This is a genomic window from Streptomyces megasporus (assembly GCF_000718985.1).
GTDB classification, from domain to species: Bacteria; Actinomycetota; Actinomycetes; order Streptomycetales; family Streptomycetaceae; genus Streptomyces; species Streptomyces megasporus.
Genome location: NZ_JODL01000018.1, coordinates 83370 through 107099, shown reverse-complemented (window position 1 = coordinate 107099; position 23730 = coordinate 83370). Strand labels below are relative to the sequence as shown.

24 protein-coding genes and 1 pseudogene are annotated in these 23730 nt (G+C 72.1%); 15 read left to right on the top strand and 10 right to left on the bottom strand.

The features are described 5' to 3' along the window. Positions 1–94: 94 nt before the first annotated feature. Positions 95–715 carry an L-threonylcarbamoyladenylate synthase gene (locus IF47_RS0117150; RefSeq protein WP_031509682.1) on the bottom strand — a complete coding sequence of 207 codons (621 nt, stop codon included), beginning with the start codon at positions 713–715 and terminating at the stop codon, positions 95–97. 91 nt (positions 716–806) lie between these two features. Then, complete coding sequence (locus IF47_RS0117145; protein WP_031509681.1) at positions 807–1790, bottom strand: S1C family serine protease; 984 nt, start codon at positions 1788–1790, stop codon at positions 807–809. A 219-nt stretch (positions 1791–2009) separates the two neighbouring features. Between IF47_RS0117145 and IF47_RS0117140 the strand changes: the two genes are divergently transcribed. Then, complete coding sequence (locus IF47_RS0117140) at positions 2010–3020, top strand: daunorubicin resistance protein DrrA family ABC transporter ATP-binding protein (RefSeq protein WP_031509680.1); 1011 nt, start codon at positions 2010–2012, stop codon at positions 3018–3020. Continuing rightward, on the top strand, positions 3017–3826 hold the full coding sequence (locus IF47_RS0117135; protein WP_031509679.1) for an ABC transporter permease: 810 nt from the start codon (positions 3017–3019) through the stop codon (positions 3824–3826). Before IF47_RS0117140 ends, IF47_RS0117135 begins: the two co-directional genes overlap by 4 nt. Before the next feature lie 102 nt (positions 3827–3928). On the opposite strand, the gene IF47_RS0117130 is transcribed toward IF47_RS0117135, so the two are convergent. Then, a complete protein-coding gene (locus tag IF47_RS0117130) occupies positions 3929–5122 on the bottom strand; it encodes an amidohydrolase (RefSeq protein ID WP_031509678.1) in 1194 nt (397 codons plus the stop codon). A gap of 636 nt (positions 5123–5758) precedes the next feature. On the opposite strand from IF47_RS0117130, the gene IF47_RS0117125 reads away from it, so the two are divergent. Both IF47_RS0117125 and IF47_RS29555 read left to right on the top strand, forming a co-directional pair. Continuing rightward, on the top strand, positions 5759–6643 hold the full coding sequence (locus tag IF47_RS0117125) for a septum formation family protein (protein WP_031509677.1): 885 nt from the start codon (positions 5759–5761) through the stop codon (positions 6641–6643). A 118-nt stretch (positions 6644–6761) separates the two neighbouring features. Further along, positions 6762–6911, top strand: a pseudogene (locus tag IF47_RS29555) (transposase); the annotation flags it as partial. Between the two features lie 267 nt (positions 6912–7178). Here IF47_RS29555 and IF47_RS0117115 read toward each other — a convergent pair. Next, positions 7179–8009, bottom strand: coding sequence for an alpha/beta fold hydrolase (locus tag IF47_RS0117115; protein WP_031509675.1), 831 nt, complete (start codon positions 8007–8009; stop codon positions 7179–7181). Between the two features lie 75 nt (positions 8010–8084). Here IF47_RS0117115 and IF47_RS31930 point away from each other — a divergent pair, with 75 nt between their 5' ends. From IF47_RS31930 to IF47_RS0117090, 5 genes are all read left to right on the top strand, one after another. Beyond that, on the top strand, positions 8085–8207 hold the full coding sequence (locus tag IF47_RS31930) for a hypothetical protein (protein WP_281179473.1): 123 nt from the start codon (positions 8085–8087) through the stop codon (positions 8205–8207). 195 nt (positions 8208–8402) lie between these two features. After that, positions 8403–9011: a TetR/AcrR family transcriptional regulator gene (locus IF47_RS0117105; protein WP_106982581.1), complete on the top strand. Its 609-nt coding sequence runs from the start codon at positions 8403–8405 to the stop codon at positions 9009–9011. 331 nt (positions 9012–9342) lie between these two features. Next, positions 9343–9732 carry an ASCH domain-containing protein gene (locus IF47_RS0117100; protein WP_031509673.1) on the top strand — a complete coding sequence of 130 codons (390 nt, stop codon included), beginning with the start codon at positions 9343–9345 and terminating at the stop codon, positions 9730–9732. A gap of 160 nt (positions 9733–9892) precedes the next feature. Further along, complete coding sequence (locus IF47_RS0117095; protein ID WP_031509672.1) at positions 9893–10468, top strand: snapalysin family zinc-dependent metalloprotease; 576 nt, start codon at positions 9893–9895, stop codon at positions 10466–10468. A 573-nt stretch (positions 10469–11041) separates the two neighbouring features. Next, entirely contained in the window at positions 11042–12265 is a 1224-nt protein-coding gene (locus IF47_RS0117090) for an NAD(P)/FAD-dependent oxidoreductase (RefSeq protein WP_078591901.1), read from the top strand. A 107-nt stretch (positions 12266–12372) separates the two neighbouring features. Here IF47_RS0117090 and IF47_RS0117085 read toward each other — a convergent pair whose 3' ends face one another. The 5 genes from IF47_RS0117085 to IF47_RS30765 form a co-directional block, all read right to left on the bottom strand. Next, a complete protein-coding gene (locus tag IF47_RS0117085; protein WP_031509669.1) occupies positions 12373–12594 on the bottom strand; it encodes a helix-turn-helix domain-containing protein in 222 nt (73 codons plus the stop codon). Beyond that, positions 12594–13085, bottom strand: coding sequence for a DUF2975 domain-containing protein (locus IF47_RS0117080; protein WP_031509668.1), 492 nt, complete (start codon positions 13083–13085; stop codon positions 12594–12596). The genes IF47_RS0117085 and IF47_RS0117080 overlap by 1 nt, the downstream gene beginning before the upstream one ends. Before the next feature lie 318 nt (positions 13086–13403). Continuing rightward, complete coding sequence (locus tag IF47_RS0117075) at positions 13404–14171, bottom strand: bestrophin-like domain (RefSeq protein WP_031509667.1); 768 nt, start codon at positions 14169–14171, stop codon at positions 13404–13406. Positions 14172–14190: 19 nt separating this feature from the next. Continuing rightward, the gene (locus tag IF47_RS28810; protein ID WP_157839993.1) at positions 14191–14361 is read right to left on the bottom strand and encodes a hypothetical protein; all 171 of its coding nucleotides are present in this window, start codon (positions 14359–14361) and stop codon (positions 14191–14193) included. Between the two features lie 19 nt (positions 14362–14380). Next, on the bottom strand, positions 14381–14629 hold the full coding sequence (locus tag IF47_RS30765; RefSeq protein WP_051717806.1) for a hypothetical protein: 249 nt from the start codon (positions 14627–14629) through the stop codon (positions 14381–14383). A gap of 627 nt (positions 14630–15256) precedes the next feature. Here IF47_RS30765 and IF47_RS0117065 point away from each other — a divergent pair. From IF47_RS0117065 to IF47_RS0117035, 6 genes are all read left to right on the top strand, one after another. Next, positions 15257–16663, top strand: a complete 1407-nt coding sequence (locus tag IF47_RS0117065) for a family 2B encapsulin nanocompartment shell protein (protein WP_031509665.1) — start codon at positions 15257–15259, stop codon at positions 16661–16663. A gap of 52 nt (positions 16664–16715) precedes the next feature. Next, the gene (locus tag IF47_RS0117060) at positions 16716–19034 is read left to right on the top strand and encodes a family 2 encapsulin nanocompartment cargo protein terpene cyclase (protein ID WP_031509664.1); all 2319 of its coding nucleotides are present in this window, start codon (positions 16716–16718) and stop codon (positions 19032–19034) included. 274 nt (positions 19035–19308) lie between these two features. Next, positions 19309–19473 carry a 50S ribosomal protein L33 gene (gene rpmG, locus IF47_RS28800; RefSeq protein WP_051717805.1) on the top strand — a complete coding sequence of 55 codons (165 nt, stop codon included), beginning with the start codon at positions 19309–19311 and terminating at the stop codon, positions 19471–19473. Between the two features lie 156 nt (positions 19474–19629). Then, positions 19630–19752, top strand: a complete 123-nt coding sequence (locus tag IF47_RS0117050; protein ID WP_031509663.1) for a ribosomal protein bL36 — start codon at positions 19630–19632, stop codon at positions 19750–19752. Positions 19753–19989: 237 nt separating this feature from the next. Continuing rightward, positions 19990–20991: a hypothetical protein gene (locus tag IF47_RS0117045; RefSeq protein WP_031509662.1), complete on the top strand. Its 1002-nt coding sequence runs from the start codon at positions 19990–19992 to the stop codon at positions 20989–20991. An 874-nt stretch (positions 20992–21865) separates the two neighbouring features. Next, on the top strand, positions 21866–22690 hold the full coding sequence (locus tag IF47_RS0117035; protein WP_051717804.1) for a M23 family metallopeptidase: 825 nt from the start codon (positions 21866–21868) through the stop codon (positions 22688–22690). Between the two features lie 147 nt (positions 22691–22837). Here the strand turns inward: IF47_RS0117035 and IF47_RS27930 are convergent, their stop codons facing one another. Beyond that, positions 22838–23164: an SCO4225 family membrane protein gene (locus IF47_RS27930; RefSeq protein WP_051717803.1), complete on the bottom strand. Its 327-nt coding sequence runs from the start codon at positions 23162–23164 to the stop codon at positions 22838–22840. Positions 23165–23730: the final 566 nt, after the last annotated feature.

The window sequence follows — 23730 nt, the reverse complement described above, 5'->3', positions numbered from 1 at the left end:
CCCGCACCGCGCAGCGAAGCAGGAACCCACCCGAAGCCCTCACCCATCCGGTGGGAGCAGGCGGGAATCCCCGGCCTTTAGGTCGGGGAGGATGTCAATCGAACCGCGCGGTGTCACCCGCCCCTCGGCGGACGATCTCGACCTCGCCGCCGGAGAAGTCGACGACGGTGGTCGGCTCGGTGCCGCAGTCGCCCGAGTCCACCACGGCGTCCACCACGTGATCGAGCCGTTCCTTGATCTCCCAGCCCTGCGTCATCGGCTCCTCCTCGCCGGGGAGGAGCAGAGTGCTGGAGAGCAGCGGCTCGTCGAGCTCGGTGAGCAGGGCCTGGGTGACGACGTGGTCGGGAATTCGGACGCCGACCGTCTTCTTCTTCGGGTGCAGCAGTTGGCGCGGCACCTCCTTCGTCGCGGGGAGGATGAAGGTGTAGCTCCCGGGCGTCGCCGCCCTGATCGCGCGGAACACGTCGTTGTCGAGCCGGACGAACCGGCTCAACTGCGCGAAGTTCCGGCACACGAGAGTGAAGTGGTGACGCTCGTCGAGGTTCCGGATCGACCTGATCCGGGCGATGCCGTCGCGGTTCCCCAGCCGGCACCCCAGCGCGAAACAGGAGTCCGTCGGGTACGCGACGAGCGCGCCGGAGCGGATGTCGTCGACCACGGTGCCGATGGTGCGTGGCTGGGGGTTGTCGGGGTGGACGTCGAAGTACTTCGCCATCCGGAGACCTTACGCGATCGAGGCGCCGGCGGTCAGGTGGCCGAGGCGACTCCACCGGCCGGCGTGCCGGGGGCACGGCCGCGCCGCGCGGTCAGTCGTCCACGGGCAGTTCGACCGGCGTGGCGACGACGTCGACCAGAGCGTCGGCGCGCAGCGCCGTGAGCGGGAGCGGCTGCCCGATGGCGTCCGCCAGCATGAGCCGCTGCAGCGCCTGGGCGCTCGTCAACGACTCCCCGCCGGCGGTGAGGAGCAGATCGCCGGGGCGCAGCCCGGCCCGGTCGGCGGGCGACCCCGGCACGACCTCGACGATGCGCAACCCGCCGTGCCGGCCGGTCCTCGCGCGGAACTCGGGAGGCAGCGGCGCGGGCGTGGTGGCGATCCCGAGGTAGGCCCGCCGCACCCGACCGTCGGCGAGCAGCGTCGCGATGATTCGCCGGCTGGTGTCGTCGATCGGCACGGCGAGGCCGAGTCCGATCCCGGCGACCGCGGTGTTGATGCCGACGACCTCACCGTCGGCGGTGGCGAGCGCCCCTCCCGAGTTGCCGCGGTTGAGCGCGGCGTCGGTCTGTATGACGTTGTCGATCACGCGACCGGCGACACCGGCCCAGGTCGGCAGCGATCGGCCCAGGGCGCTGACCACGCCCGCGGTGACGGTGCCGGCCAGACCGAGCGGGTTGCCGACCGCGACCACGAGTTGGCCGACGCGCAGTCCGTTGGCGTCGCCCAGGCGCACCGGGGGAGGGGTGGGCCCGTCGGCGCGGGCCACCGCGAGGTCGGAGAGCGGATCGGTGCCGATGACGTGGAACGGAGTGGTGCCGCCGTCGCCGAACTCCACGGTGCCGGCGTCGGCGCGTCCGACGACGTGCGCGTTGGTGAGCAGGAAGCCGTCGTCGGTGAAGACCACGCCGGAGCCGGCGGCGGCCACGAACCGCCCGCCGGGATGGCGGTGCGCGATGTGCAGCGCCGCGACCTTGGGGGTGAGCTCGGCGGCGACCGAGGTGACGATCGCGGAGTACGCGTCGAGCGCGGCTCGCTCCCCGGGGGAGCGGTCGGGCTCGGAAAGTCGCTCTGACACGATTCGGCCCTCCTGTCGGTCCTGTCGGCGCGTCTGTCCGTCCAACAACAGCGGAGCCGCTCCGCTTCCGGGCCCTCGTGGCGGGTTCCGCCGGGGCCCGCCGGAACCCGCCGACCGGAATGTCAGTGGCGTGCGTCACAGTTGTTCAGAGGGCGGGCTCCGGATCGGGAGGTCCGGGGCGACCGTCGAGCGCGACCTCGATACGAGGGGACGAGTCCCATGACGTACGCGTACGCGATCCAGGCGGAGGGCCTGGCCAAACGGTTCAAGGAGACCAAGGCGCTGGACGGCGTGGACCTGGCCGCCCGCACCGGGACGGTGCTGGGGCTGCTCGGGCCCAACGGAGCGGGCAAGACCACCGCCGTGCGGATCTTCGCCACGCTGCTCCAGCCGGACGCCGGGCGGGCCGAGGTCGCCGGGCACGACGTGGTGCGCGAGGCCGGGGTCGTGCGCTCGCTCGTCGGCCTGACGGGCCAGTACGCGGCGGTCGACGAGAACCTGACCGGCACGGAGAACCTGCTGCTGATCGGCCGGCTGCTGGGAATACCGAGGCGTGAGGCGAAGGCGCGGGCGGCCGAACTGCTGGAGCGTTTCGGGCTGACGGACGCGGCCGGGCGCGCGGTGAAGACGTTCTCGGGCGGCATGCGGCGCAGGTTGGACTTGGCGGCGAGCCTGGTGGGCCGGCCCCGCATCCTCTTCCTCGACGAGCCGACGACCGGGCTCGACCCGCGCAGTCGGGGCGAGCTGTGGGACATGCTGCGCGGCCTGGTCGCCGAGGGCGTGACCGCGCTGCTGACCACGCAGTACCTGAACGAGGCGGACCTGCTCGCCGACCGGATCGTGGTGATCGACCAGGGCCGGGTCATCGCCGAGGGCACGCCCGACGAGCTGAAGTCGCAGGTGGGCGGACAGGTGCTCCAGTTGAGGCCGGTGCGGGGGCATGACCTGGCGACCGCGCACGCGCTGGTGGCGCAGGCGGCCGGGCCGCAGACCCAGATCGAGGACGAGGTGATCACGGCACCGGTCAACGACCCCGAGCTGATGCCCTCCGTCGTCCGCCGCCTGGACGGGGCGGGCATCGCGGTCGGCGAACTGACGCTGCGCCGCTCGTCACTGGACGAGGTCTTCCTGGCGCTGACCGGCCACCGCACCGAACCGGACGGGGGACGGACCACGGCGGGCGCCGGAACCGACGACAACGACATCGAGAGGGCGGTGAGCACGTCATGACCGCCACGACGGCGGGTGCACCCCTCACCACGAGCGGCCGGGTCCGCCCGGGCGCCGGACTGCGGCAGACCGCCACCATGGCGTGGCGCAGCCTCGTCGCGGTCAAGCACAATCCGCTGGAACTCGTCGACTACAGCATCACGCCGATCATGTTCGTGTTCCTCTTCACGTACGTGCTCGGCGGTCAGATGGCCGGGTCGCCCGGCGCGTACCTGGAGTACGCCCTGCCGGGGATCATCGTGCAGAACACCCTGTTCATGACCACCTACACGGCCCTGGCCCTCAACACCGACCTCACCAAGGGCGTCTTCGACCGGCTGCGCAGCCTGCCGATAGCCCGCTCCGCCCCGCTGATCGGTCGGATCACCGCCGACCTGGCCAAGCACCTGTGGGCGACGCTCCTGATGATCGCCCTCGGCCTGGTCCTCGGCTTCCGCGTCACCGGGGGCGTCGGTGGCCTCCTCGCGGGCACGCTGCTGCTCGTCGTCTTCGCCGCGGCGGTGTCCTGGAGCGCGGTGCTGATCGGCATGCTCGCCGGCGACGCGGAGAAGGTCCAGGCGTTCGGCTTCACCCTCATCTTCCCGATCACCTTCACCAGCAGTGCCTTCGTCGTCGTCGACACGATGCCCGGCTGGCTCCAGGCATGGGCGGACGTCAACCCGGTCACCCATCTGTCGGACGCCTTCCGCGGTCTGCTGCTGGGCGGCGAGGTGGGCCGGCCGCTGCTGTGGTCGCTGCTCTGGGCGGCGGGCATAGCCGCCGTCTTCTATCCGCTGGCGATGCGGGCGTACCGGGCCAAGGTGTGAGGGGGCGGTGAGGGGGGCGGGTCGCGCTCGACGCCGTTCGAGCCCGCCGCTCCGGTGGGCGCGGCCCGCCACCGCGCCCACCGGAGCGCGGTCGTCGTCCGCTCAGAGGCCGGCGGCGGCCTTGTCCCGCAGGTCGGCCCACGCCGCGCCGGTGACGGCCGGGTCCAGCAGGACGTCGGCGGCGGTGCGGGCCAGCGCTTCGGCCGCGGCCAACATGACCGCGCGGCCCCGGTCGGAGGCGGCGGCCTCGGCGAAGGCCGGTGTGTGGTCCGAGGCGTCCGGGCCGAGGATGGCGACGAACGGGTGGATGGCCGGAACCCGCGCGCTGACGTTCCCGATGTCCGAGGAGCCGAGGTACACGCCCGGCTCGGGTTCCGTCAGGGTGATGCCGGCGTGTCGAAGGTGCTCGGCGAACGTCCGCGACAGCACCTCGTTGTCGCGGAAGTGCCCGTAGCGCGTCGACACCTGCTCGACCACGGCGGTGGTGCCGGTGGCCCGGGCGACGCCCTCGGCACAGCGACGCAACTCCTCGATCAGCTCGTCCAGGGCCGTCCCGGTCGCTCCGCGCAGCCCGAACCGTCCCTCGGCGTACTCGGGGACGATGTTGGTGGCGCGCCCGCCCTCGGTGACGATGCCCTGGATGTGCGAGCCCGCCGGCCGGCGCCGCTGCAGCGCCCCCAGCGTGTTGAACAGCAGTATCAGCGCGTCGAGCGCGTCGACGCCCTCGGTCGGGTTGCCGGTGGGGTGCGCGGCCCGACCCCGGAAACCCACGCGGTACTGCACCTGGGCGGTGAGCGGCGCGGAGGACCAGTCGTGGACGCCGGGATGGAACATCAACGCCGCGTCCACGCCGTCGAACACACCGGCCTCGACCTCCAGGGCCTTGCCGCCGCCGCCCTCCTCGGCCGGGGTGCCGACGGCCAGGACGGTTCCCGGAACATCCCCCAGCGCCCGCCGCAGGGCCAGCGCGGCGCCGAGCCCGGCCGCGGCGATCAGGTTGTGGCCGCAGGCGTGGCCGAGGTCCGGCAGTGCGTCGTACTCCAGCAGGAGGGCGACGCACGGCCCCTCACCGTCGCCGGTCCGGGCGGTGAACGCCGTGGGCATGCCCGCGACACCGCGCTCCACCGCGAAGCCCGCGCCCTCCAACTCCGCCGTCAGCAGGGCCGCCGCCTCGTGCTCCTCGAAGGCGAGCTCCGGATGTTCGTGGAGGGCGAGCGCCACCTCCCACAGCCGGGAGGACAGCGCCGCCGTCTCGCGGCCGATCCGGTCGTACACGGGGTGGGCGGTGGTGGACACGGGCACTCCGAACGATGAGTGGGGACGGGACGGGGACGCGACCGCCCGGAACCACGGGACGCCGGTCGTGGCGGCACGTGTGGTGGCGAGGGCAGGGGAGAGCGCGACCGGGACGGACGAGGCCGCGGAGAGCGGCGACGGCTCCGGTCGTGCCGAGGCGGGCGAGGTCGCTCACCTCTCTGCGGTTGCCCACGGCCGGGGCCTCGATGCCGACTCCTTGCGGCCCCGCGCGCACGGCTCCCGCGCCGGCCCCCGGTGCCGCACTTCGCGTCTGTCGCTCGAAGCGACCACGAACGAGTCGACCGGTGAAGCTCGACTGAACACGGGCGGAGGGCTGCAAAAACTCGGCAAAGAAAAGCTCGTCGAGGGTTGGGGGATCGAGCGGCGCGCGTGCTCGTTCGGGCGCCGGTTCGGGCCGGCCCTTCGTGCGCCCGAGCGCCCCGGAGGGCCGACTCCGCGCCCCGTCTCGGTGGGCTGCGTCGAGTCCCTGACGGTCCGACAGGCGCGGTGCCATCGGGTGGGAGCCGCCGGTGATGCGGTCGCCGGCGCGGCGGAAGTCCTGGCTGCCGTCGGCTGCAAGGGGAATATACGATGCGGGCACCATTCATAAGGTTTTCTTAAGAGGATGTGTGCCTCATGGCCTTCCGTACCCCGTCCCGTTCCCTGCGGGGCATATCCACCGTCGTCGCCCTGCTCGCAGTCGGCGCGACGGGGTGCGGGGATCTCGTCGACAACGCCAAGGACGGGGCGAAGAAGGTGGCCCGTCAGCGGTCGGTGTTCTCGCTCGAACCGGGGGACTGCTACAACCCGAACAGCAAGGAAGCCGAAGGCGAGACGTTCGCCATCGAGGTCGTGCCGTGCGACGAACCGCACCAGGCCCAGGTCGTCGGCGAGTTCACCCTCGACAAGGGGGGAGAGTTCCCCGGCGACGAGGCGATCTGGGCGATCGCCGACCAGCGGTGCCCCGTCGAGGCGGGGAAGTTCGCCCCGGACACCTGGGCGCTCCCCGAGGGGGTCGGCATCCTCTACTACACCCCGACCAAGGAGAGTTGGGCGACGGGTGACCGCGCCGTGAGCTGCACCTACACCAAGGAGTCGGGCACGTTCACCGGTTCGCTGGAGGTCGACGCCAAGTCCCTGAAGCCGGAGCAGAAGACGTACCTGGAGGGCGCGAACGCCGTCTACGACGCACTGTGGGTGAACCAGCCCGAGGCGGAGAACGTCGAGGACGACCTGGACGGCTACAAGGCGCAGGCCGAGGCCGTCGCGACCGCCCTCGACGCGCACATCAAGGGGCTGCGGGACATCGAGGGCACGGAGGCGGGCAAGCTGCGCGCGCAACTGGAGAAGACCGTCGACCACTGGAAGAAGGCCGCGGACGCCGGCGACGTCGACGCGTTCTACGTCGCCTACGAACCGGCCTTCACCGGCCTCGACCCCAACAAGACGGTCGCCACCCGTGAGGAACTCGGCCTGGCGACCACCGTCCCGGCCGACGACGCCGAGGTCTGGGCGGGCTGATCCTCGGGCCGTGCGGGGCCGCGCTCACTGGAGAGCACGGCCCCGCCTCCTGTCCCGTCTCCTGATCCGGTTCGGTCGAGCGGGTCGAGCGAGCCGGTCGAGCGGCTCGAAGGAGGGCACCAAGGCCCAGCGCGAGCCGTCCCGCAAGGCCGCGGGGTCGGACAACCGGGCCAAGGCCCGGCGGAGAGTCGCCCGCGTCCACGCCCGCATCACCGACCGCAGGCGGGACCACCCGCACAAGCTCACCACACGGCTGGTGTGCGAAAACCTGGCCGCCGGGCCGGCGGACAGGTAAAACGCCTGCGGAGGACCGGTAAGACCGGCCCCGGAGTCTTCCGGGGAGGCACGGGCCGATGAACCAGGAACACCGACCCGCGAGGGAAGGAGTCCCCGGCCTTCAGGCCCGGGATGAAGCCGAGTACGGCTGGACGACCGGCGAGGGCGGCCGACCCCAAAGGCGGGAAGAGCGAGTACTTGATCGGCCGGAGCAGCGGGCCGGCCCGCCCGCCGACCTCCGGGAGGGTCGGCGAACCGGTCAGTTCGGGAGAGTCTCCAGGAACTCGGCCAAGAGGGCGTTGTAACCGGCCGGGTCCTCCATGTTGGGGTAGTGGGCCGTGTTCTCGATGGCCGTGGCACGGCCGTCGGGAACGGTGCGGACGAGGCGTTCGGCCATGGCGAGGTGGTCGGACGAGTCGATGGCGCCGTTGATCGCCAGGACCGGGACGTCGATGGTCGCCGCTCGTCTCCAGGTGTCCGGAACCGGCACGAGATGGTTCGGCTCGTCACCGGTGTGCTTGGCGAGCGTCCGCCGACCCATCGCGCGCAACCGCCGCACCACGTCCTGGTCGACGTCGTCGAGCCGGCGGTGCGGGCCGGCCGCGAAACGGAGGAAGGCGTCGAGCCAGCCTTCGACGTCGCCGGCGATCAACGCGCGCCGCTGTTCGGCCAGGACTCCCCGACTCCAGGGGTCCTCGAAGACGGGTTCGCTGGTTCCGACGTTGCCGACGACCACCGCGCGGACCAGGTCGGGGTGTTCGAGCGCGGTGTCGATCGCGGTGCCCCCGCCCATCGACAGCCCGACGAGGACCGCCGGTGCGGCGTCGAGGTGGCGCAGCAACGCGGCGAGGTCGTCGGCCGGGCGGAACGGTCGGGTCGCGTTCGAGGAGGCGCCGTGCCCGCGGGCGTCCGGCGCGATGACGCGGTAGCGCGGTGCGAAGGCACGCACCTGCTCGTCCCACATGGTGTGGTCGAGGTAGCCCCCGTGGAGCAGCACCAAGGTCTGCCCCGCGCCGTCGTCGAGGTAGGCGAGGGAGCCGTCGGAAGTCTTGAAGGACAGGGTCTGGAAGCGTTCCTCGCGAACGGACATGACAGCCACGGTGGCAGTCGTCCGGGACGACGGCAACCGACGCGGCGCCACTTCCGGCTCCCGTGTCGATGGTGCGTGTCGGTAGTGCGTGTCGAGATGGTCCACGACGCCCGACACCGTGTCTTCGCCCGGCTGACCGAACGGGCGCAGGGGCAGACCCCCGACGGTGCGGTGCCGTCGCCGCTGCCCGTGTGGTGACGGGCGCCCCCGACCACCGCGATGGGCGGGCGTGGACGTGGCGACGCCGGTCGCCGGCCGGTCGAGGAGGCGCGTCTCCTGCCGGCCGCTCCCTCTCCGATCGGCCGTCGACGCCTCCTCGGCATGTGTTTGTACAGGTGTACAGGCACTTCGGTACCAGTACGTTTGCATCGAACATGTGAGGAGGGGAGGGCCATGGCCATCGGAGACGGTCACGGCGCGCCTGTCCACAGGGCCCGCCGCGACCCCGAAGGGCGTCGCCGGGCCATCGTGGAGGCGGCGGCGGAACTGATCGTGGAAGAGGGCCCCGGCGACCTGACTCACCGGCGGGTGGCCGAGCGCGCCCGGGTGCCGCTGGGGGCCACCACCTACTACTTCTCCTCGTTGGAGGAACTGCGTGAGGCGGCCCTGCAGCGACTGGCCGACCGCATCGACGAGGAACTGCGCGGCATAGCCGAGGAGTTGGCCGCGGCCGACGGCGATCCCGCCGTTCTGGCCGAGGCGCTGCACGCCTGTCTGGCCGACCGCGGACAGGTCCGGGCCGATGCGGCGCTGTACTTCGCCGCCATCCGGCGCCCCGCGCTGCGTTCGCTGGCGCTGCGCTGGTTCGACGGTTTGACGGAGATCCTGTCGGCCCACACCGACCCCGACGCCGCGCGCGCCGTGGCGGTGTTCAGCGACGGCGCGACCGTCCACGCCGTACTGCACGACGAACCGCTGGACGTCGCCGCCCTCACCCACACGATCACCACGCTGATGCGCCGCGGCACGTCCCGGAGCCGGAGCGAAGGGCGGACGGGGTAAGCGTCCTGGGCCGTGAACAGGCGCCCTCGGTGTCCTCGGCCCTGGTCGAACAACAGCACCGAACCCCCGGCCCTCCGAGCGCGAGACGCCCCGACGTCCCTTCCCGCCGACGTGCGTCACCGCGCATCGGACGGATCGGGGTCGCCGGTGTGCCACATGTCGTCGTCCCAGGGAGGCGGTGGGACTCACCGATGCCGTGCACGCGGACCGGTCACCGTGGGCCGCTCGCCGTCTCGGTCGTCCTCGGTCATCGCACGGGTTCCGTTCCGGGACGTTCAGTAGGATCACGAGGCCCTCCGTGAACGCGCAGACGTATTGAGACGGTGAAGACATGTGGCCGCGGGTCGACGGCATGCGCTCCTTGGAGCTGGGAACCCCGGGCGACCTGCGGTCCCGGCTGAACGCGCTCGTACTGGGCGGGCGGAAGACCGCCACGACCGGCTTGCTCCGGGAGTACGTGGAGGAGACGGAGGGCCTGGAGTACGCCGGTGAGAGGCTCGCCCTGCTGAACGACGACGGGCGGCGCGTCGCCACCGTCGAGGTCACCGGCGTCGAGGTCAAACCCTTCTCCGACGTGACCTGGGAGCACGCCGCGGCGGAGGGGGAGGGGGACGCGTCCCTCGAACAGTGGCGTGCGGTCCACCGCGAGTTCTGGGAGAGCACGGGCACGCCGATCACCGATCACACCACCGTGGTCTGCGTTCGGTTCCGAGTTCTCTGAGGACGACTGACGGGGCCACTGACGGAGCCGGCGAGAATCCGAGCGACCCTGGCGTGAGAGCCGGTCGGCTCGATTGACGGATTGGTGCCCGTGTCCGGTGGGCAGAGAGCCTGAGGTGTGTCATGCTCACGCCCGCCTTTCCCCCACAAGGAGGACGACCATGCACGTCCGCACGCTCGCCCGCGGCCTCACCGCCGCACTGGCGGTGACCCTCGCCCTGGCCGGTGGCCAGGCCACCGCCGCTCCTTCCCTCACCGAGGACCGTGCCCTCGCGCCACGGGTGCTCACCTACGACGCGAGCGCGTCCGCGGAGTTCAAGGCCGCGGTCGACCGGGGCGCGGCGATCTGGAACGAGAGCGTCGACGGCGTCGAACTGCGTCCGGCCGCTGCCGGACAGCGCGCCAACATACGGGTCCTGGCCGACAACGGCTGGCCCCGTGCCCTGACCACCTCGCTGGGCAACGGAACCGTCTACATCGGGCGACAGGCCGTCAGCCAGGGCTATGACACGATCCGGATCTCCGCGCACGAACTCGGCCACATCCTGGGCCTGCCGGACCGCAAGCCCGGCCCCTGCTCAAGCCTGATGTCCGGTTCCAGCGCCGGGACCGCCTGCAAGAACCCGTACCCGAACACGGCGGAGAAGGCGGAGGTCGAGAGGAAATTCGGCGGCGCGCTTCTCCAGCCGGCTCTCCGGTCGGCGGGAGCGCCGCGCAACGCGATGATCCTGGACTGACGTTCGGTGCGTGGGGGCGCGGTACCTCGCGCGCCCCGCCCGCGCACGCGCCGCCCACCTGTTCTCCCAGTGCCGTCCGTCCTGCGCAGGGGCTCGAACGCGCGATGTGATCGTGCTATATTGGATCTTGTGAGCGCCACCGAACGGCAGGTGGTGTGACGCGCGTTGGTGGTCCAAGGAAAGACGCTCCGCTTCCTGCGGGGAGATGCAGGTGCAAGGCCTGCCCAGCGCTCGACGGAGGGCCCCGTTTCCGACAAGGTCGGAAACGGGGCCCTCTCCGTTGTCCAGGCCGACGATCCCGGGTCGAGTCGTGGACCGTGCGTGCTCCGAGCCGTTGCGAACGGCCCCGGACACACGAGACGCCGTTCGTGGTGGTCCTCGTGGTCTTCGACGACGCGGTCGAGCGCCGCACGCCCCGGGCGCGGGGTCCACCGACACCCTCGTGTTCACGGGGCGCATGCCGAGGGCACGGACGGACGCGGTGTGCGCCACCCGGGTGCCGATCGGAGGAGGGCAAGGGATTCGGCCCGAATTCCCCTGCCGCTCGCCGTCATCGGCGGCACAGTGGTGGGTATGGCGGACGAGACGAGTACCAAGGCCGGCCCCACCGCGCGGGGGCGGACGGCGCCCACACACTGGGATCTGGTGGTGGTCGGGGCCGGGCCGGCCGGCGCCGCCACCGCCCTGGGCGCGTTGTACGCCGACCCCGAACTGCGCGTCCTCCTCCTGGACCGGGCGGACTTCCCCCGGGACAAGGCCTGCGGCGACGGGGTGGCTCCGCACGTCCTCGACCTCCTGGCCGAGGTCGGCGTCACCGGTCTCGTCGAGGACCGGGCCCCGGCCGACCGCCTCCACCTCGGCCGCGGCGGCATGGCCGTCGAGCGGCGGATGGCCCGCCCGGCGTGGGTGGTGCCGCGCCGGATCCTCGACGCCCGACTGGTCGACGCGGCGGTCGCCGCCGGCGCCCGGCTCCTCCGACACCGGGTCCGTGCCCTGCGGCAGCACGCCGACGCGGTGGTTTTGGACGGGGAGATCTCCGCCGGGGTCGTCGTCGGCGCCGACGGCGCCCACTCGGTCGTCCGACGCGCGCTCGGCCTGCCCCGTGGCCCGATGGCCCTGGCGCTGCGCGGCTACGCCCCGGTCGCGTCCGGGCGGCGCGGCGCTCTGGTCATCGAGTTCGGCCCCCGTCACCAGCCGTCGTACGCCTGGTCCTTCGACCGCGGTGACGGCCGGGCGAACATCGGGTACGGCGAGGCCCTCCACCGGGACCGTCCGGCGCCGACCCGCGCCCAACTGCTCGAGCGTCTCGAGGCGCTTCTGCCCGGTGCGGCTGAGGGGGCGGAGCACTGGGTCGGACACCATCTTCCGCTGTCGACGGCACGCCGACGATCTCCGGCCGGCCGTGTGCTGCTCGTGGGCGACGCCGCCGGCCTGGTGAACCCGCTGACCGGCGAAGGCATTTACTACGCCGTGGCCACCGGCATCGCGGCCGGACGCGCCGTGGTCGCGGCGCGGCGTGAGGGACGGCCCGAACGGGCGGGGGAGTTGCACGCCCACGCCACCCGCCGAATCCTGCTGTCCCACCTGCGCCACACCGCCCTGGCCGCCCGGCTCGCCCGCAGCGCACGCGTCGTCGAGGCCGCCTTGCGAGCCTCGGCCGCCGATCGGCACGTCTTCGACGACATCGTCGAACTCGGCCTCGCCCGAGGGCGACTCACCCCCGCCATCGCGTTCGGCCTCGCCCGGGAACTCGTCGCCCCCACCCGCCCGCCGGCCCGGGACCAAGGGCCGGCGTGACCATGCGCGCTCCCGCGCGCGGCATCCTGTTCGACTCGAGACGCCGGACTCGCGAGGACCGGGGTCTGCGACGCGCCGGCCCGTCCACTGTCCGACGGCGGCCGGCGTCAGCCTTCCGCGGCCTGCTCGGGCTCCCAGCGCAGCAGGTCTCCCGGCTGGCACTCGAGCACCTCGCAGAGCGCGGAGAGCGTGGTGAAGCGGACCGCCTTGGCGCGGCCGTTCTTGAGCACCGCCAGGTTGGCGGGTGTGATGCCCACACGGCCCGCGAGCTCGCCCACGGACATCTTCCGCTTGGCCAGCATCACGTCGATGTCGACGACGATCGGCATCAGATCACCTCGGCCAGTTCGGCCCGCATCCGCGCCGCCTCGACATCGCGCGCGACGGCCTGGGCGAGCAACATCCGCAGCACGAGCACGATGAGCGCGACCCCGAAGACCGCCAGGGAAACCCCGCCCAGCAGGAGCACGATGCCCGGCGCCACGGCCTCACCCGGCGCCAGCACCACCCCGAGCACGAACACCAGGAGCGCGGCCGACACGAACGCGCCGATCACGAGGTGCACATACCGGAAGGCGGTGTGGGAGAACACCGTTCCGCGTCGCACCATCGTCACCAGCCGCCACACACAGACCAGGACGACCTGGGCCGTCACGATGCCCAGGACCACGATCACGAGGATCGAGGCGCGTCGGTCCGCGAGGACACCCCCTTCCAAATCGGCGGCGAGCAGCGCCACCATCACCGTCTGGACGAACACCGAGCCGGCGAGCAGCGCCCCGAGCACGGCGCGCAGCGCAAACACCGTCGCCTTTCCCATCGCCCCTCCTTCAATCGAGCAACGATGGGAATCTATCGACATTCGATAGACTGAGCAAGGTGAGGGCGACGAGGCGGAGCTCACGGGCCGGCCGCGCGGTGGTCCCGGGCGCTGCCGTCCACCAAGCGACCGAACCACTGCGGCGGTTCGTCGCCGACTTCACCGCGACCACCGGCAGAGCCTGACGATCCGAGGCGGCCCCGTGACACGGCGCGCTCGACGCTCGCGCTGAATGCGGTCGGACGTCCGGTCTCTCCTCGGCCCCGTTCCGGCCGAGTCGCCTTCGGCCCCGGGCGCGTGTCGGGGCCGAAGGCGACCTCAACCGTCCGTGACCTGAGGGAAGAGCGCGGTGAACGCCTCCGCCGGATTCTCCAGTCCGCGGGTGAACGGCGAATCGAAGTACCAGACGAGGAAGAGGAGGAAGGCGATCAGTGCCGTGAACAGCCCGGCCAGCACCAACTCCCGCCCCGAACGCCGGATCTGCAAGGCGAACACCATGCCGACCGCGATCACCGCACCCGCCACCAGCCCCACCCACACCACACCGGGCAGCGTCGGTTCGGCGCCCTGCTCGCGCGCGGTGCGGGCCTCGTCGGCCAAGGCGACCTGCTCCATCAGGGCCTGGTGGGTCTGCGCCTCGCGCGCGGTGCGTGGTTCGTGGTCGGTGACGTTCCGCCGCAGGCGGTCGAAGAACATCTCGCCCCGCTCGGTCGTCTCGCCGTGCTCGGCCATGTACGGCCACTCAACCGTCACCGTGTGGCGGACATAGGCGTCGACGTCGCCACGCACGCCGTCGCGGACCTCGGCGGGGTAGATCCGGGCACGCTCGTGCACCTCGTGCAGAGCCTGGGCCTCCTGGCGCACCCACTCCTCGGCGGACGAACGTCCTTCCCAGACGCCCGCGATGGCCAGACCCAGCACGATCGCGTACACCACGCCGATCATCATCGTCATGTACTCGATGACGTCGGGCGTCTCCGAGGGGTCGTCGTCATCGCCCGCCCGGCGCTGCCGCAGCAGGGTGAGGGCCACGACGGCCAGGCAGGAGACGGCGACGGTGAGCAGCAGGAAGAGCCAATCGGCCATGGAAGTCCTCCAGCGGGGTTCAGCGGGAACGGGAGCCCGAACCGGAACGGGGACGCAGCGCGGCGGCGGCCAGGACGGCGGGGGCGACGATCAGCAGGGTGCGGCCGATGAGCGGAAGGCCGCCACCGTGCCCCCGACGGGGGGTGGCGGCACGGAAGAGGGGCGTGGGCGAAGCCTCGGGGGAAGGCACGGTCCGCGGCGGCGGGATCTCACGGGACGGCACGGGCGCTTCCGGGGGCCTCGGCACGGCCGCGGGAGCGGTCGTCGGTGTCCGTGTGGCGGCGGGCCCGGAGGGCGTCGGACGGGGCGTCGGCGACGAAGCACCGGGAGTGGGGACCGGGGACGAGGTCGGTGTGGGGGCGGGAGGCGGCACCGGTGTCGGGGATGTCGGGGGCGGTGTGGGAGGCGGTGTGGGAGGTGGTGTGGGAGACGGTGAGGACGTCGGGGGTGGTGGGCACGGGTGGCCCAGGATCACCGCGAGCCGTGCGCCGGGATGCTCACCGGTCGTGATCGCCACGGACAGGCTCGGGCATTTCGGCCGTGCCACGACCTCCAGTGAGGACCGGCCGTCGGTCAGTCGGACCTCGATGCCGTCTCCGGCTCGGATCCCGATGCCCGGCGGTGCGGGCCCCGGACCGGTCCGTTCCTCGGCGCGGGCACCGTCCGGCACGACGAACGCGAGGACGGCGCCGGTCACCATCGCGCACGCACCCAACCTGCTCTGCCGTCGATTCACGGGTATTTCTCTATGCGGCCCGGAGAGACGGGCGCAGGGGAACGGCGGCGGATTCCCCCGTTGCGGTGAGCCTCGGCGAAGTACGTGCCGAAAACCGGAAAACGTGCATCGGGTGAAGCGGCCGGGAGCGCCTCGATGATCCGTGCCCGGTGCGGATTCGGTGCGGTGAGCCGCAAACACCGGTGGCCCGGAAGCATCCGATCTGATGAAAGAGACGGGTAATTCTGTTGTGTCCCCGCGGCGAAACCTAGCGTTCTGGCCGACCGCCGGAGATCCCGCTCCCGACGCTCGGGTGCGGGATCTCCCCAGCACGGCGCACCACGCGCCTCACACAGGGGAGACACAGCCGATGTCGGCAGGGGCAGACAACGAAGCGCAGCGGGGCGAGCAGCTCAGCCTCGGCACCGCCGCGGCGCGGAACCTCGCCACCACCACCAAGTCCGTCCCGCAGATGCAGGGCATCACCTCCCGGTGGCTTCTCAGGGTGCTGCCCTGGGTGCAGACCGAGGGCGGCGTCTACCGGGTCAACCGGCGCCTCACCTACACGGTCGGGGACGGACGCATCGAATTCGTGAAGACCGGTTCGCGGGTGCAGGTCATCCCGCGTGAACTCGGCGAACTCGCCCTACTGCGCGGTTTCCAGGACGTGGACGTACTGACGGCGCTGGCCGGCCGCTTCGCCCAGCGCGACTTCGAGGCGGGAGAGGTGCTCGCCGAAGAGGGCACCCCCGTCGACCACGTCCACCTGATCGCGCACGGCAGGGTGCAGAAGATCGGCAGCGGAGCGTACGGGGAGCCCACACGACTGGGAGTGCTCGGCGACGGCGACCACTTCGGCGAACAGAGCCTGCTCGACGGCGACGCGACCTGGGAGTACACGCTCAAGGCAGCCACCGCGGGCACGATGCTGATCCTGCCGCGGCGGGAGTTCACCTCCCTGCTGGACGGCTCGGCCGCGCTCCGGGAGCACGTCGAGGCGTTCGCCGCCCTGCCCCGGCAGCGGCAGAACGACCGAGGGGAAGCGGAGATCGCCGTGGCGTCCGGCCATTCCGGGGAGGCCGAACTGCCCGGCACGTTCGTCGACTACGAACTCAACCCGCGCGAATACGAACTCAGCGTCGCCCAGACGGTGTTGCGGGTGCACACCCGGGTGGCGGACCTCTACAACAAGCCGATGAACCAGACCGAGCAGCAACTGAGGCTGACCATCGAGGCGCTGCGCGAGCGGCAAGAGCACGAAATGATCAACAACCGGGATTTCGGGCTGCTCCACAACGCCGAGTACGGCCAGCGGATCCAGGCACACTCGGGCCCGCCCACCCCGGACGACCTCGACGAACTGCTCAGCCGCCGGCGCGGCTCGAAGTTCTTCTTCGCCCACCCGCGCACCATCGCCGCCATCGGCCGCGAACTGAACGCCCGCGGCCTCTACCCGGACCACGTGGAGCTGCTCGGCAACCACGTTCCGGCCTGGCGCGGCGTGCCCATCCTGCCCTGCAACAAGATCCCCGTCACCAAGGAGCGCACCAGCTCCATCATCGTCATGCGCACCGGCGAGGACGACCAAGGCGTCATCGGCCTGCACCAGACGGGCATCCCCGACGAGTACGAGCCCGGCCTGTCCGTGCGGTTCATGGGCATCGACGAGAAGGCGATCATCTCCTACCTCGTCACCACCTACTACTCGGCCGCCGTCCTGGTGCCGGACGCGCTCGGCGTCCTGGAGAACGTCGAGATCTCCCGCGGGCGGGACTGACGGCGGACGGGACCGACCGCGAGCGGAACGACACGAGGAGAGGGAGACGCGGGTGCCGCAGCCCTTCGAACTGCCGGACTTCTACGAGCCGTACCCGGCGCGGCTGAATCCCCACCTGGAGGCGGCGCGGGCCCATGCCAAGGAGTGGGCCCGGCGGATGGGGATGATCGAGGGGTCGGGCGTCTGGGACGAGGACGCCTACGACTCCCACGACTACGCCCTGCTCTGCGCCTACACCCATCCGGACGCACCGGCCGCGGAACTGGCCACGGTGACCGACTGGTACGTCTGGGTGTTCTTCTTCGACGACCACTTCCTGGAGAGCTTCAAACGCACCCGGGACTCGGCCGGCGCCAGGGCGTACCTCGACCGGCTGCGTGCCTTCATGCCGATGCGTCCCGGCGGCATGACGTCCGAGGTGCCGGCGAACGCGGTGGAGCGGGGGCTGGCGGATCTGTGGGCCCGCACGGTCCCGGCCATGTCGCAGGCGTGGCGCCGGCGGTTCGCCGAGACCACGCGGCACCTGCTGGAGGAGAGCATGTGGGAGCTCTCCAACATCGACGCGGGTCGGGTCGCCAATCCGCTGGAGTACATCGAGATGCGCCGCAAGGTCGGCGGAGCGCCCTGGTCGGCCGGCCTCGTGGAGTACGCCGTGGGGGCGGAGGTGCCCGCCGCCGTGGCGACCGCCCGCCCGATGCGGGTGCTCAGGGACGCCTTCGCCGACGCGGTGCACCTCCGCAACGACCTCTTCTCCTACCAACGCGAGGTCGAGGACGAAGGCGAACTCTCCAACGGCGTCCTGGTCTTCGAACGATTCCTCGGCTGTGACACCCAGCAGGCGGCCGACGCCGTCAACGACCTGATCACCTCCCGGCTGCACCAGTTCGAGCACACCGCCCTCACCGAAATGCCGCCACTGTTCGCCGAGCACGGCATTGATCCGAAGTCCCGCGCGGACGTCCTGGCGTACGTCAAGGGACTCCAGGACTGGCAGTCCGGCGGCCACGAGTGGCACATGCGCTCCAGCCGCTACATGAACGGTGGAGGGGAGGGCCGCCCGGTCGGTGCGGCCCTCCCCGGCGGACCCACCGGGCCGGGCACCTCCGCGTCCCGCATCGTCGCCTCGCTCGCGGCCACGGCACCGGCCCGGATCGGGCGTCACACGCACCTGCCGTACCAGGAGGTCGGGCCGGTACGGATCCCGGACCTGCGCATGCCGTACACCACCCGGCTCAGTCCCCACCTGGACGCCTCCCGCGCACGCAACGTGGTGTGGGCGCGGGAGATGGGGATGATCGACGCGCCGCCCGGAACGTCGGACTGCGGCGTCTGGGACGAGCACAAGCTCAGGGCCTTCGATCTCGCCCTCTGCTCGGCCGGCATCCACCCGGACGCCTCCGCGGAGCAGCTCGACCTGACCACGGGCTGGCTCACGTGGGGCACCTACGGGGACGACTACTACCCCGTCGTCTTCGGCCGCACCCTCGACGCGGTCGGGGCCAAGGCGTGCACCGAGCGTCTGAAGGCCTTCATGCCGGTGGACCGCGAAGCCGTCCCCGTCCCGACGAACGCGCTGGAGCGGGGGCTGGCGGATCTGTGGGCCCGCACGGCGGGCCCCATGACCCCGGATGCCCGCCGGGCCTTCCGACGCGCCGTCGAGGAGATGGTCGGAAGCTGGCTGTGGGAACTCGCCAACCACTGGGAGAACCGCGTCCCCGATCCGGTGGACTACGTCGAGATGCGTCGGAAGACCTTCGGCGCGGAGTTCACCATGTCCCTCTCCCGACTCTCCCATGGCGGGGCGGTGCCGCCCGAGGTGTACCGGGCCCGGCCGGTCCAGGCGATGCAGAACGCGGCGAGCGACTACGCGGGTCTGCTCAACGACCTGTTCTCCTACCGCAAGGAGATCGAGTTCGAGGGCGAGATCCACAACTGCGTGCTCGTCGTGCGGGACTTCTTCGGCTGCGGCGCCACGGAGGCCCTGGACATCGTCGGCGACCTGGTGAACTCCCGCATGCGGGAGTTCGAGCGCGTCGTCACCGTCGAGCTGCCCTCGATGTGCGAGGAACTGGGACTCGACTCCGGGGCACGCGCCGCGCTCACCGAGTACGTGGAGGGGCTCAAACGCTGGATGGCCGGCATCCTCATCTGGCACCGCGGCTGCCGCCGCTACACGGATTCCGAGCTGCGCCGCCCGGTGGAGGTGCCGCCGCGCACCTCCCACGGTCCCACCGGCCTGGGCACCGAAACGGCCCGCCTCGCGACGCTGCTCGGCCGGGTCGCTCCCGGAGCCGGGCGACCGGAAGCGCCGACCGGCGCCCTCACGACGCTCGGATCCCGACCGTGGCCCTCGAACCCCTCGGCGAGGTGACGGGGCGAGGCGACGTGGCGACGTCGAGCACCGACCGATCACGCCACCGGCCCCACGACCGCGCCCACCACCCGGAACAGGCGGGGCGGTGGGCGCCCCACCGCCGGAATGACGGAGGGACGGGCGGTGGCCCGGCCGTGCGGTCCGGTTCTCCCGGGTGGTGTGGTCGTCCGCCGTGCCGGAGCGGGAATGCGGCGACGGGGGTGGTTGTTGCGGGACACGTGGCCGGCATGCGCGGATCAATTCCGCGTGATGCGGGCGAAAGGAGGACTCCATGACACGCACGAACACGCGCCCCGTCGTCACGCTGAGGTCGACGGCCGGTACGGGTGTCACCTACGTGACGCGCAAGAACCGTCACAACGACCCCGACCGCCTCGTCCTGCGCAAGTACGACCCGGTGGCCGGGAAGCACGTCCTCTTCCGCGAGGAACGGTGATCCGAACCCCCGCCTCTGGCGGGGGCCCGTGGGAACCCATGAGGTTCGGCGCCCACCCCGCTCACCCCGTCCTCCGCTCGTGACCGGCCACGGCCCGGTGGGCCCGCCGCCGGGCGGAGGGCGGGACGGTGGGAAGGGCGAGAAGGGAGAAAAGCCATGAAGGTGCGCAAGTCCTTGCGCTCGTTGAAGTCCGTGCCGGGGGCCCAGGTGGTCCGTCGGCGGGGCGTGACCTTCGTCGTCAACAAGAAGAATCCGCGCTTCAAGGCCCGACAGGGCTGACGGACGCCGGGGCCGCGGCACACGTGGCGGTACGTGACGTCCACCGGCGGCCCGCTCACCCGTCCGCGGCCACCGGGTCCGGTACGCCCACGACCGCACCGCGGCCCCGCGGGCTCGCCGCAGGAAAGTCCTTCCGTGACGTAGATCACGACGAGCGTCTCCGTGCGAGGTGCAACCCGCCGACAGGGCGGGTGAGTCCCACGGGGAGACCACGTTCGGCATCCATGGAAGGAATCCATGAAGCTTCACCGTGCCCTGTCGACCGCCGCAGTCATCGCCGCCGTCGGCTCCGTGTCGCTGCTCGCCTCCCCCGCCGCGCACGCGCAGGAAGGTACGTCGGCGGACAGCGGTGCTCCCTCCGCGACGGCCACCACCGGCAAAGCCGCCGATGAGGGGGACTCCTCGGCCGGACAGTCGGAAGGCACGGCGGCCTCTCCGGAGCGGGCCGAGCCGAAGTCCTCGGTGACGACGACGCCGAGCGCCACGCCGTCTCCGACGTACACCCGCCCGGCCTTCTGCTCCGGCATTCCCGAGGAGACCCGGGGGAAGACGGAGCTGCGCGGCCTCCCGAGCAAGATGGTCGCCGGATCCGGGTGGCACGAGTTCACCTACCGCGTCGTCAACGTCTCCACGGTCACGCTGATGGAGACCGACATCACCCTCTACCTCGGCACCGCCGATCCGAGGATCGACGACGTGTCCGAACTCGCCGTCACCGTCGAGTGGCTGGACCCGCGGAGCGGCGCGTGGAAGCCCGTCGAGGGCGAGGGCGCGGAGTGGGACGACAACCAGGACTTCGCCACCGTGGGCGTCCTCGAACCGGGCGAGCACGCGGACACCGACATGCGCGTCAAGGTGGGCCGGGCCGCCAAGGCGGGCACGGGCTACTTCTTCACCACGGGGCACTCGTACGGCGAGGACGGCCAGTGCGGCCACGACGAGATCAGCCAGTTCGACTTCACCGTCCTTCCGGCGGGCAGCGAGCCCGGCAAGGTCGAGGACGCCAAGGGCAAGCCGGGGAACACGGACGCCCCGGCCGGGACGGACCAGGAGCGGAACGGCGGTGACAAGGCCGGCCACGCCCCGCAGGGCGACCGCGCCGAGTCGCCGGTCGGCGGCCGGCTCGCCGAGACCGGTGCGTCGAGCGCGCTGCCGACCGGGGCCGCCATCGGCAGCGCCGCGATCGTCGCGGGAGCCGTTCTGGTCGTACGCCGTCGCAGGGCCGCCGCGGGTGAGTGAGGTTTCTCGGCGCGGTGCGGTCGGCCGTGCCCTCCGGCCGAGCGGTCCGTCCGCCCGGGGAAGCTCCGGGTGAGGAGGAGCGCTCCCAACCGCGGTCGGCGGCGCCTTGGGACCCTGACGCGTCGGGAGCCCTGAGAGCGGCGGTGGCCGTGGCGTCGATCTCGGCGACCGGCCCCTGGTGGGGGATCCGACCCCCGTGTTCGCCAGGGCCCGGGCCGAGGTCGACGAGTCGGTCGGCGCTCACCACGGCCTCGCCGGTCCTGCGCCGGCCGATCACCACCACCGGGGAGAGCCCCTCAACGCCCTCGGTCTCGGGGCTCGTCCACTTCGGCAGCCGGTCGCGGACGAACGGCGGGTGAGTCTCGCCGAGTCGGTGCCCGGCCTCCACCGCGATCGTGTCGAACGCCAGTGACGACTTGCCCGACCCGGACACGCCGACGAACACGGCCGGCCGCGCGGGACGTCCACGTCCAGGCACTTCGGACGGTCGATCCGGACGCCCCGGATACGGATCGTCCGCTCTGGCATACGACGAGGCCACGAACGGACACGGTCGCATCCCGACCACGATGGGGACGGGATCGGACGCAGGGTGGACGCTCCCCGTCGGGGGCGGTGGTGGCCGCGCGGGCTCGGCGGCCGGTGCGACGAGGGGGAAGAGGACGGGAGCCGCGCCGCCACCTCGGAGCCCGGGGGCAGGGACGCGGGAAACCTCAAAGTTGTCAGGGACAAAACATTCCGGTCGGGGCGAAAGGTCCCGCGCCCCGTTGCGGCGGGTACTCGGGCGCGGCTACGGTCGCCGCACCGCGCAGCCGCCGGCCGGCGCGTCCCGTGGGCTGCGCACCCCCACCCTCACCTCACGAGGAGCCGAAGCATGTCCTCGATATCCTCCGCCTCCCCACGGTTGCCGCTCAGACGGACCCTGGCCGTCCTGCTGGGCGCGCTGGTGGTGCTGGCCGGCCTGGCCGCCGCCCCCGCCCGGGCCGGAGAGGCCGGCACGCTGGCCACGCCCAACTTCAAGGCGCCCTACCCCTGCGGCCAGAAGTGGACCTACAGTCACCACTCCGCCGAGGTGCGCCGCGCTCTGGACTTCGTCCGCGCCGACGGCGGGACCACCGCCGGCACCCCGGTCCTGGCCTCCGCGGCCGGCACCGCCACCCGGCACTACCAGGCCGGCGGCGCCGGGAACTACATCGTCATCGACCACGGCGGCGGCTGGAAGACCTACTACTTCCACCTCGCCGCGTTCTCGGTGGCCAGTGGCTCCTGGGTCGCCCAGGGGCAACAGATCGGCACCACCGGCAGCACCGGACACTCCTCCGGCGCCCACATCCACTACGAGCAGCTCTACAACGGCGTGGGCCAGAACATCCGGATCAACGGCTCCGCGCTCGCCTACCCCGGCAGCTACCACCAGTACTACCTGACCAGTGACAACGGCTGCGGCGGTGGCACCTCCTTCATGACCTGGGGCTCGGGCGTGCGGGTCCGCGCGGACGCCTACCTCTCCTCGCCCGTGGTGACCAGCCTGGCCGGCCCGACCCGGGTCACGGTCGTCTGCCAGAAGCAGGGCGACACCGTCAACGCCGAGGGCTACACCAACAACTGGTGGAGCAAGCTCCGTGACCAGGGAGGCTTCATCTCCAACATCTACATCGCCCACCCCGACGCCAGGCTCCCCGGCGTCCCGGTGTGTTGACACCGAGCCACCGACGGTGACGAGGGGCCCGGCCTTCCGGTCGGGCCCCTCGTCCCGTCCCTCACCTCCGCGACCGCGGGCCCTTCCGTGTGGTGGGACGACCGGCGGCTGCCACCGGGCGACCGCCGCCGGCCGCACCGGAAGGGGTCAGGCGCGGACGGCCCGGCCGCGCAGTCGGCGCAGCAGCGCGCTGAACAGCCAGGCGTTGAGCACCGCCGCGGCCGGGACCAGCGCGTAGTAGGACGCCACCGCGACCGTGCCCTCGTCGGGGAGGGCGAGGACGGCCGACCCGGTCGGGAAGGTGAGCAGGACCGGCCACACGCCCGCGAACGAGGCGTCCTCGTGGTGGACGAGGGTCGAGTCGAAGGCCACCCACAGCAGCAGGGCGGCGCACAGCGCCAGATAGCCCCGGGCGATCCGGTTGTCCGCGACGCCGTCGGCGATCCGCCGCAGGGAACCGGGCTTGTCGTTCATCTCCGTCTGCCTCTCATGTCGTCGTGCTGTCGTCGTGCCGGCGTGGTGGTGCCGTGTCGTCGTGGTGGTGCCGTGTGGTCGCACCGCCGTGTCGCGGTGCCGACTCGGCGTCGTTTCGGGCCGGTCCGGCGGAGTGGAGATGTCCCGATGGGCCGCGGAAACGCCATGCCCCAAGCTTTCCGCCCGCCCGCGGCGCGCTCCTCGGCCGGCGGCACGAAAGACGTCTCCAACCAGCGATGGAGGGCACCTCGTACCGGTGGGCGACCCGTCTCCTCCCGGCTCTCCGTAGGCTCGCACCGAGATGAGGGAGAACACCCCCGCCGCGGCGGACACGGCCCTGTGCGCGGCCCTGTGCGCGGTCCTGTGCGTGACCGTCGCGGCGCTGGGCGTCGGGACCGCTCGGTGGCGCGTCCGGCGCGCGTCGCGGCGGCGGGCGGTACGGGCCGCGTACGGGCGGCTGGTCGGGGAGTGGTGCGATCTGTACGCCCACCACCTCGCCGCGGTCGTGGTGAGCGCCGACACCGCGCGGCGGCTGGGCGGGGACAGGCCGGAGCTGACCGAGGACG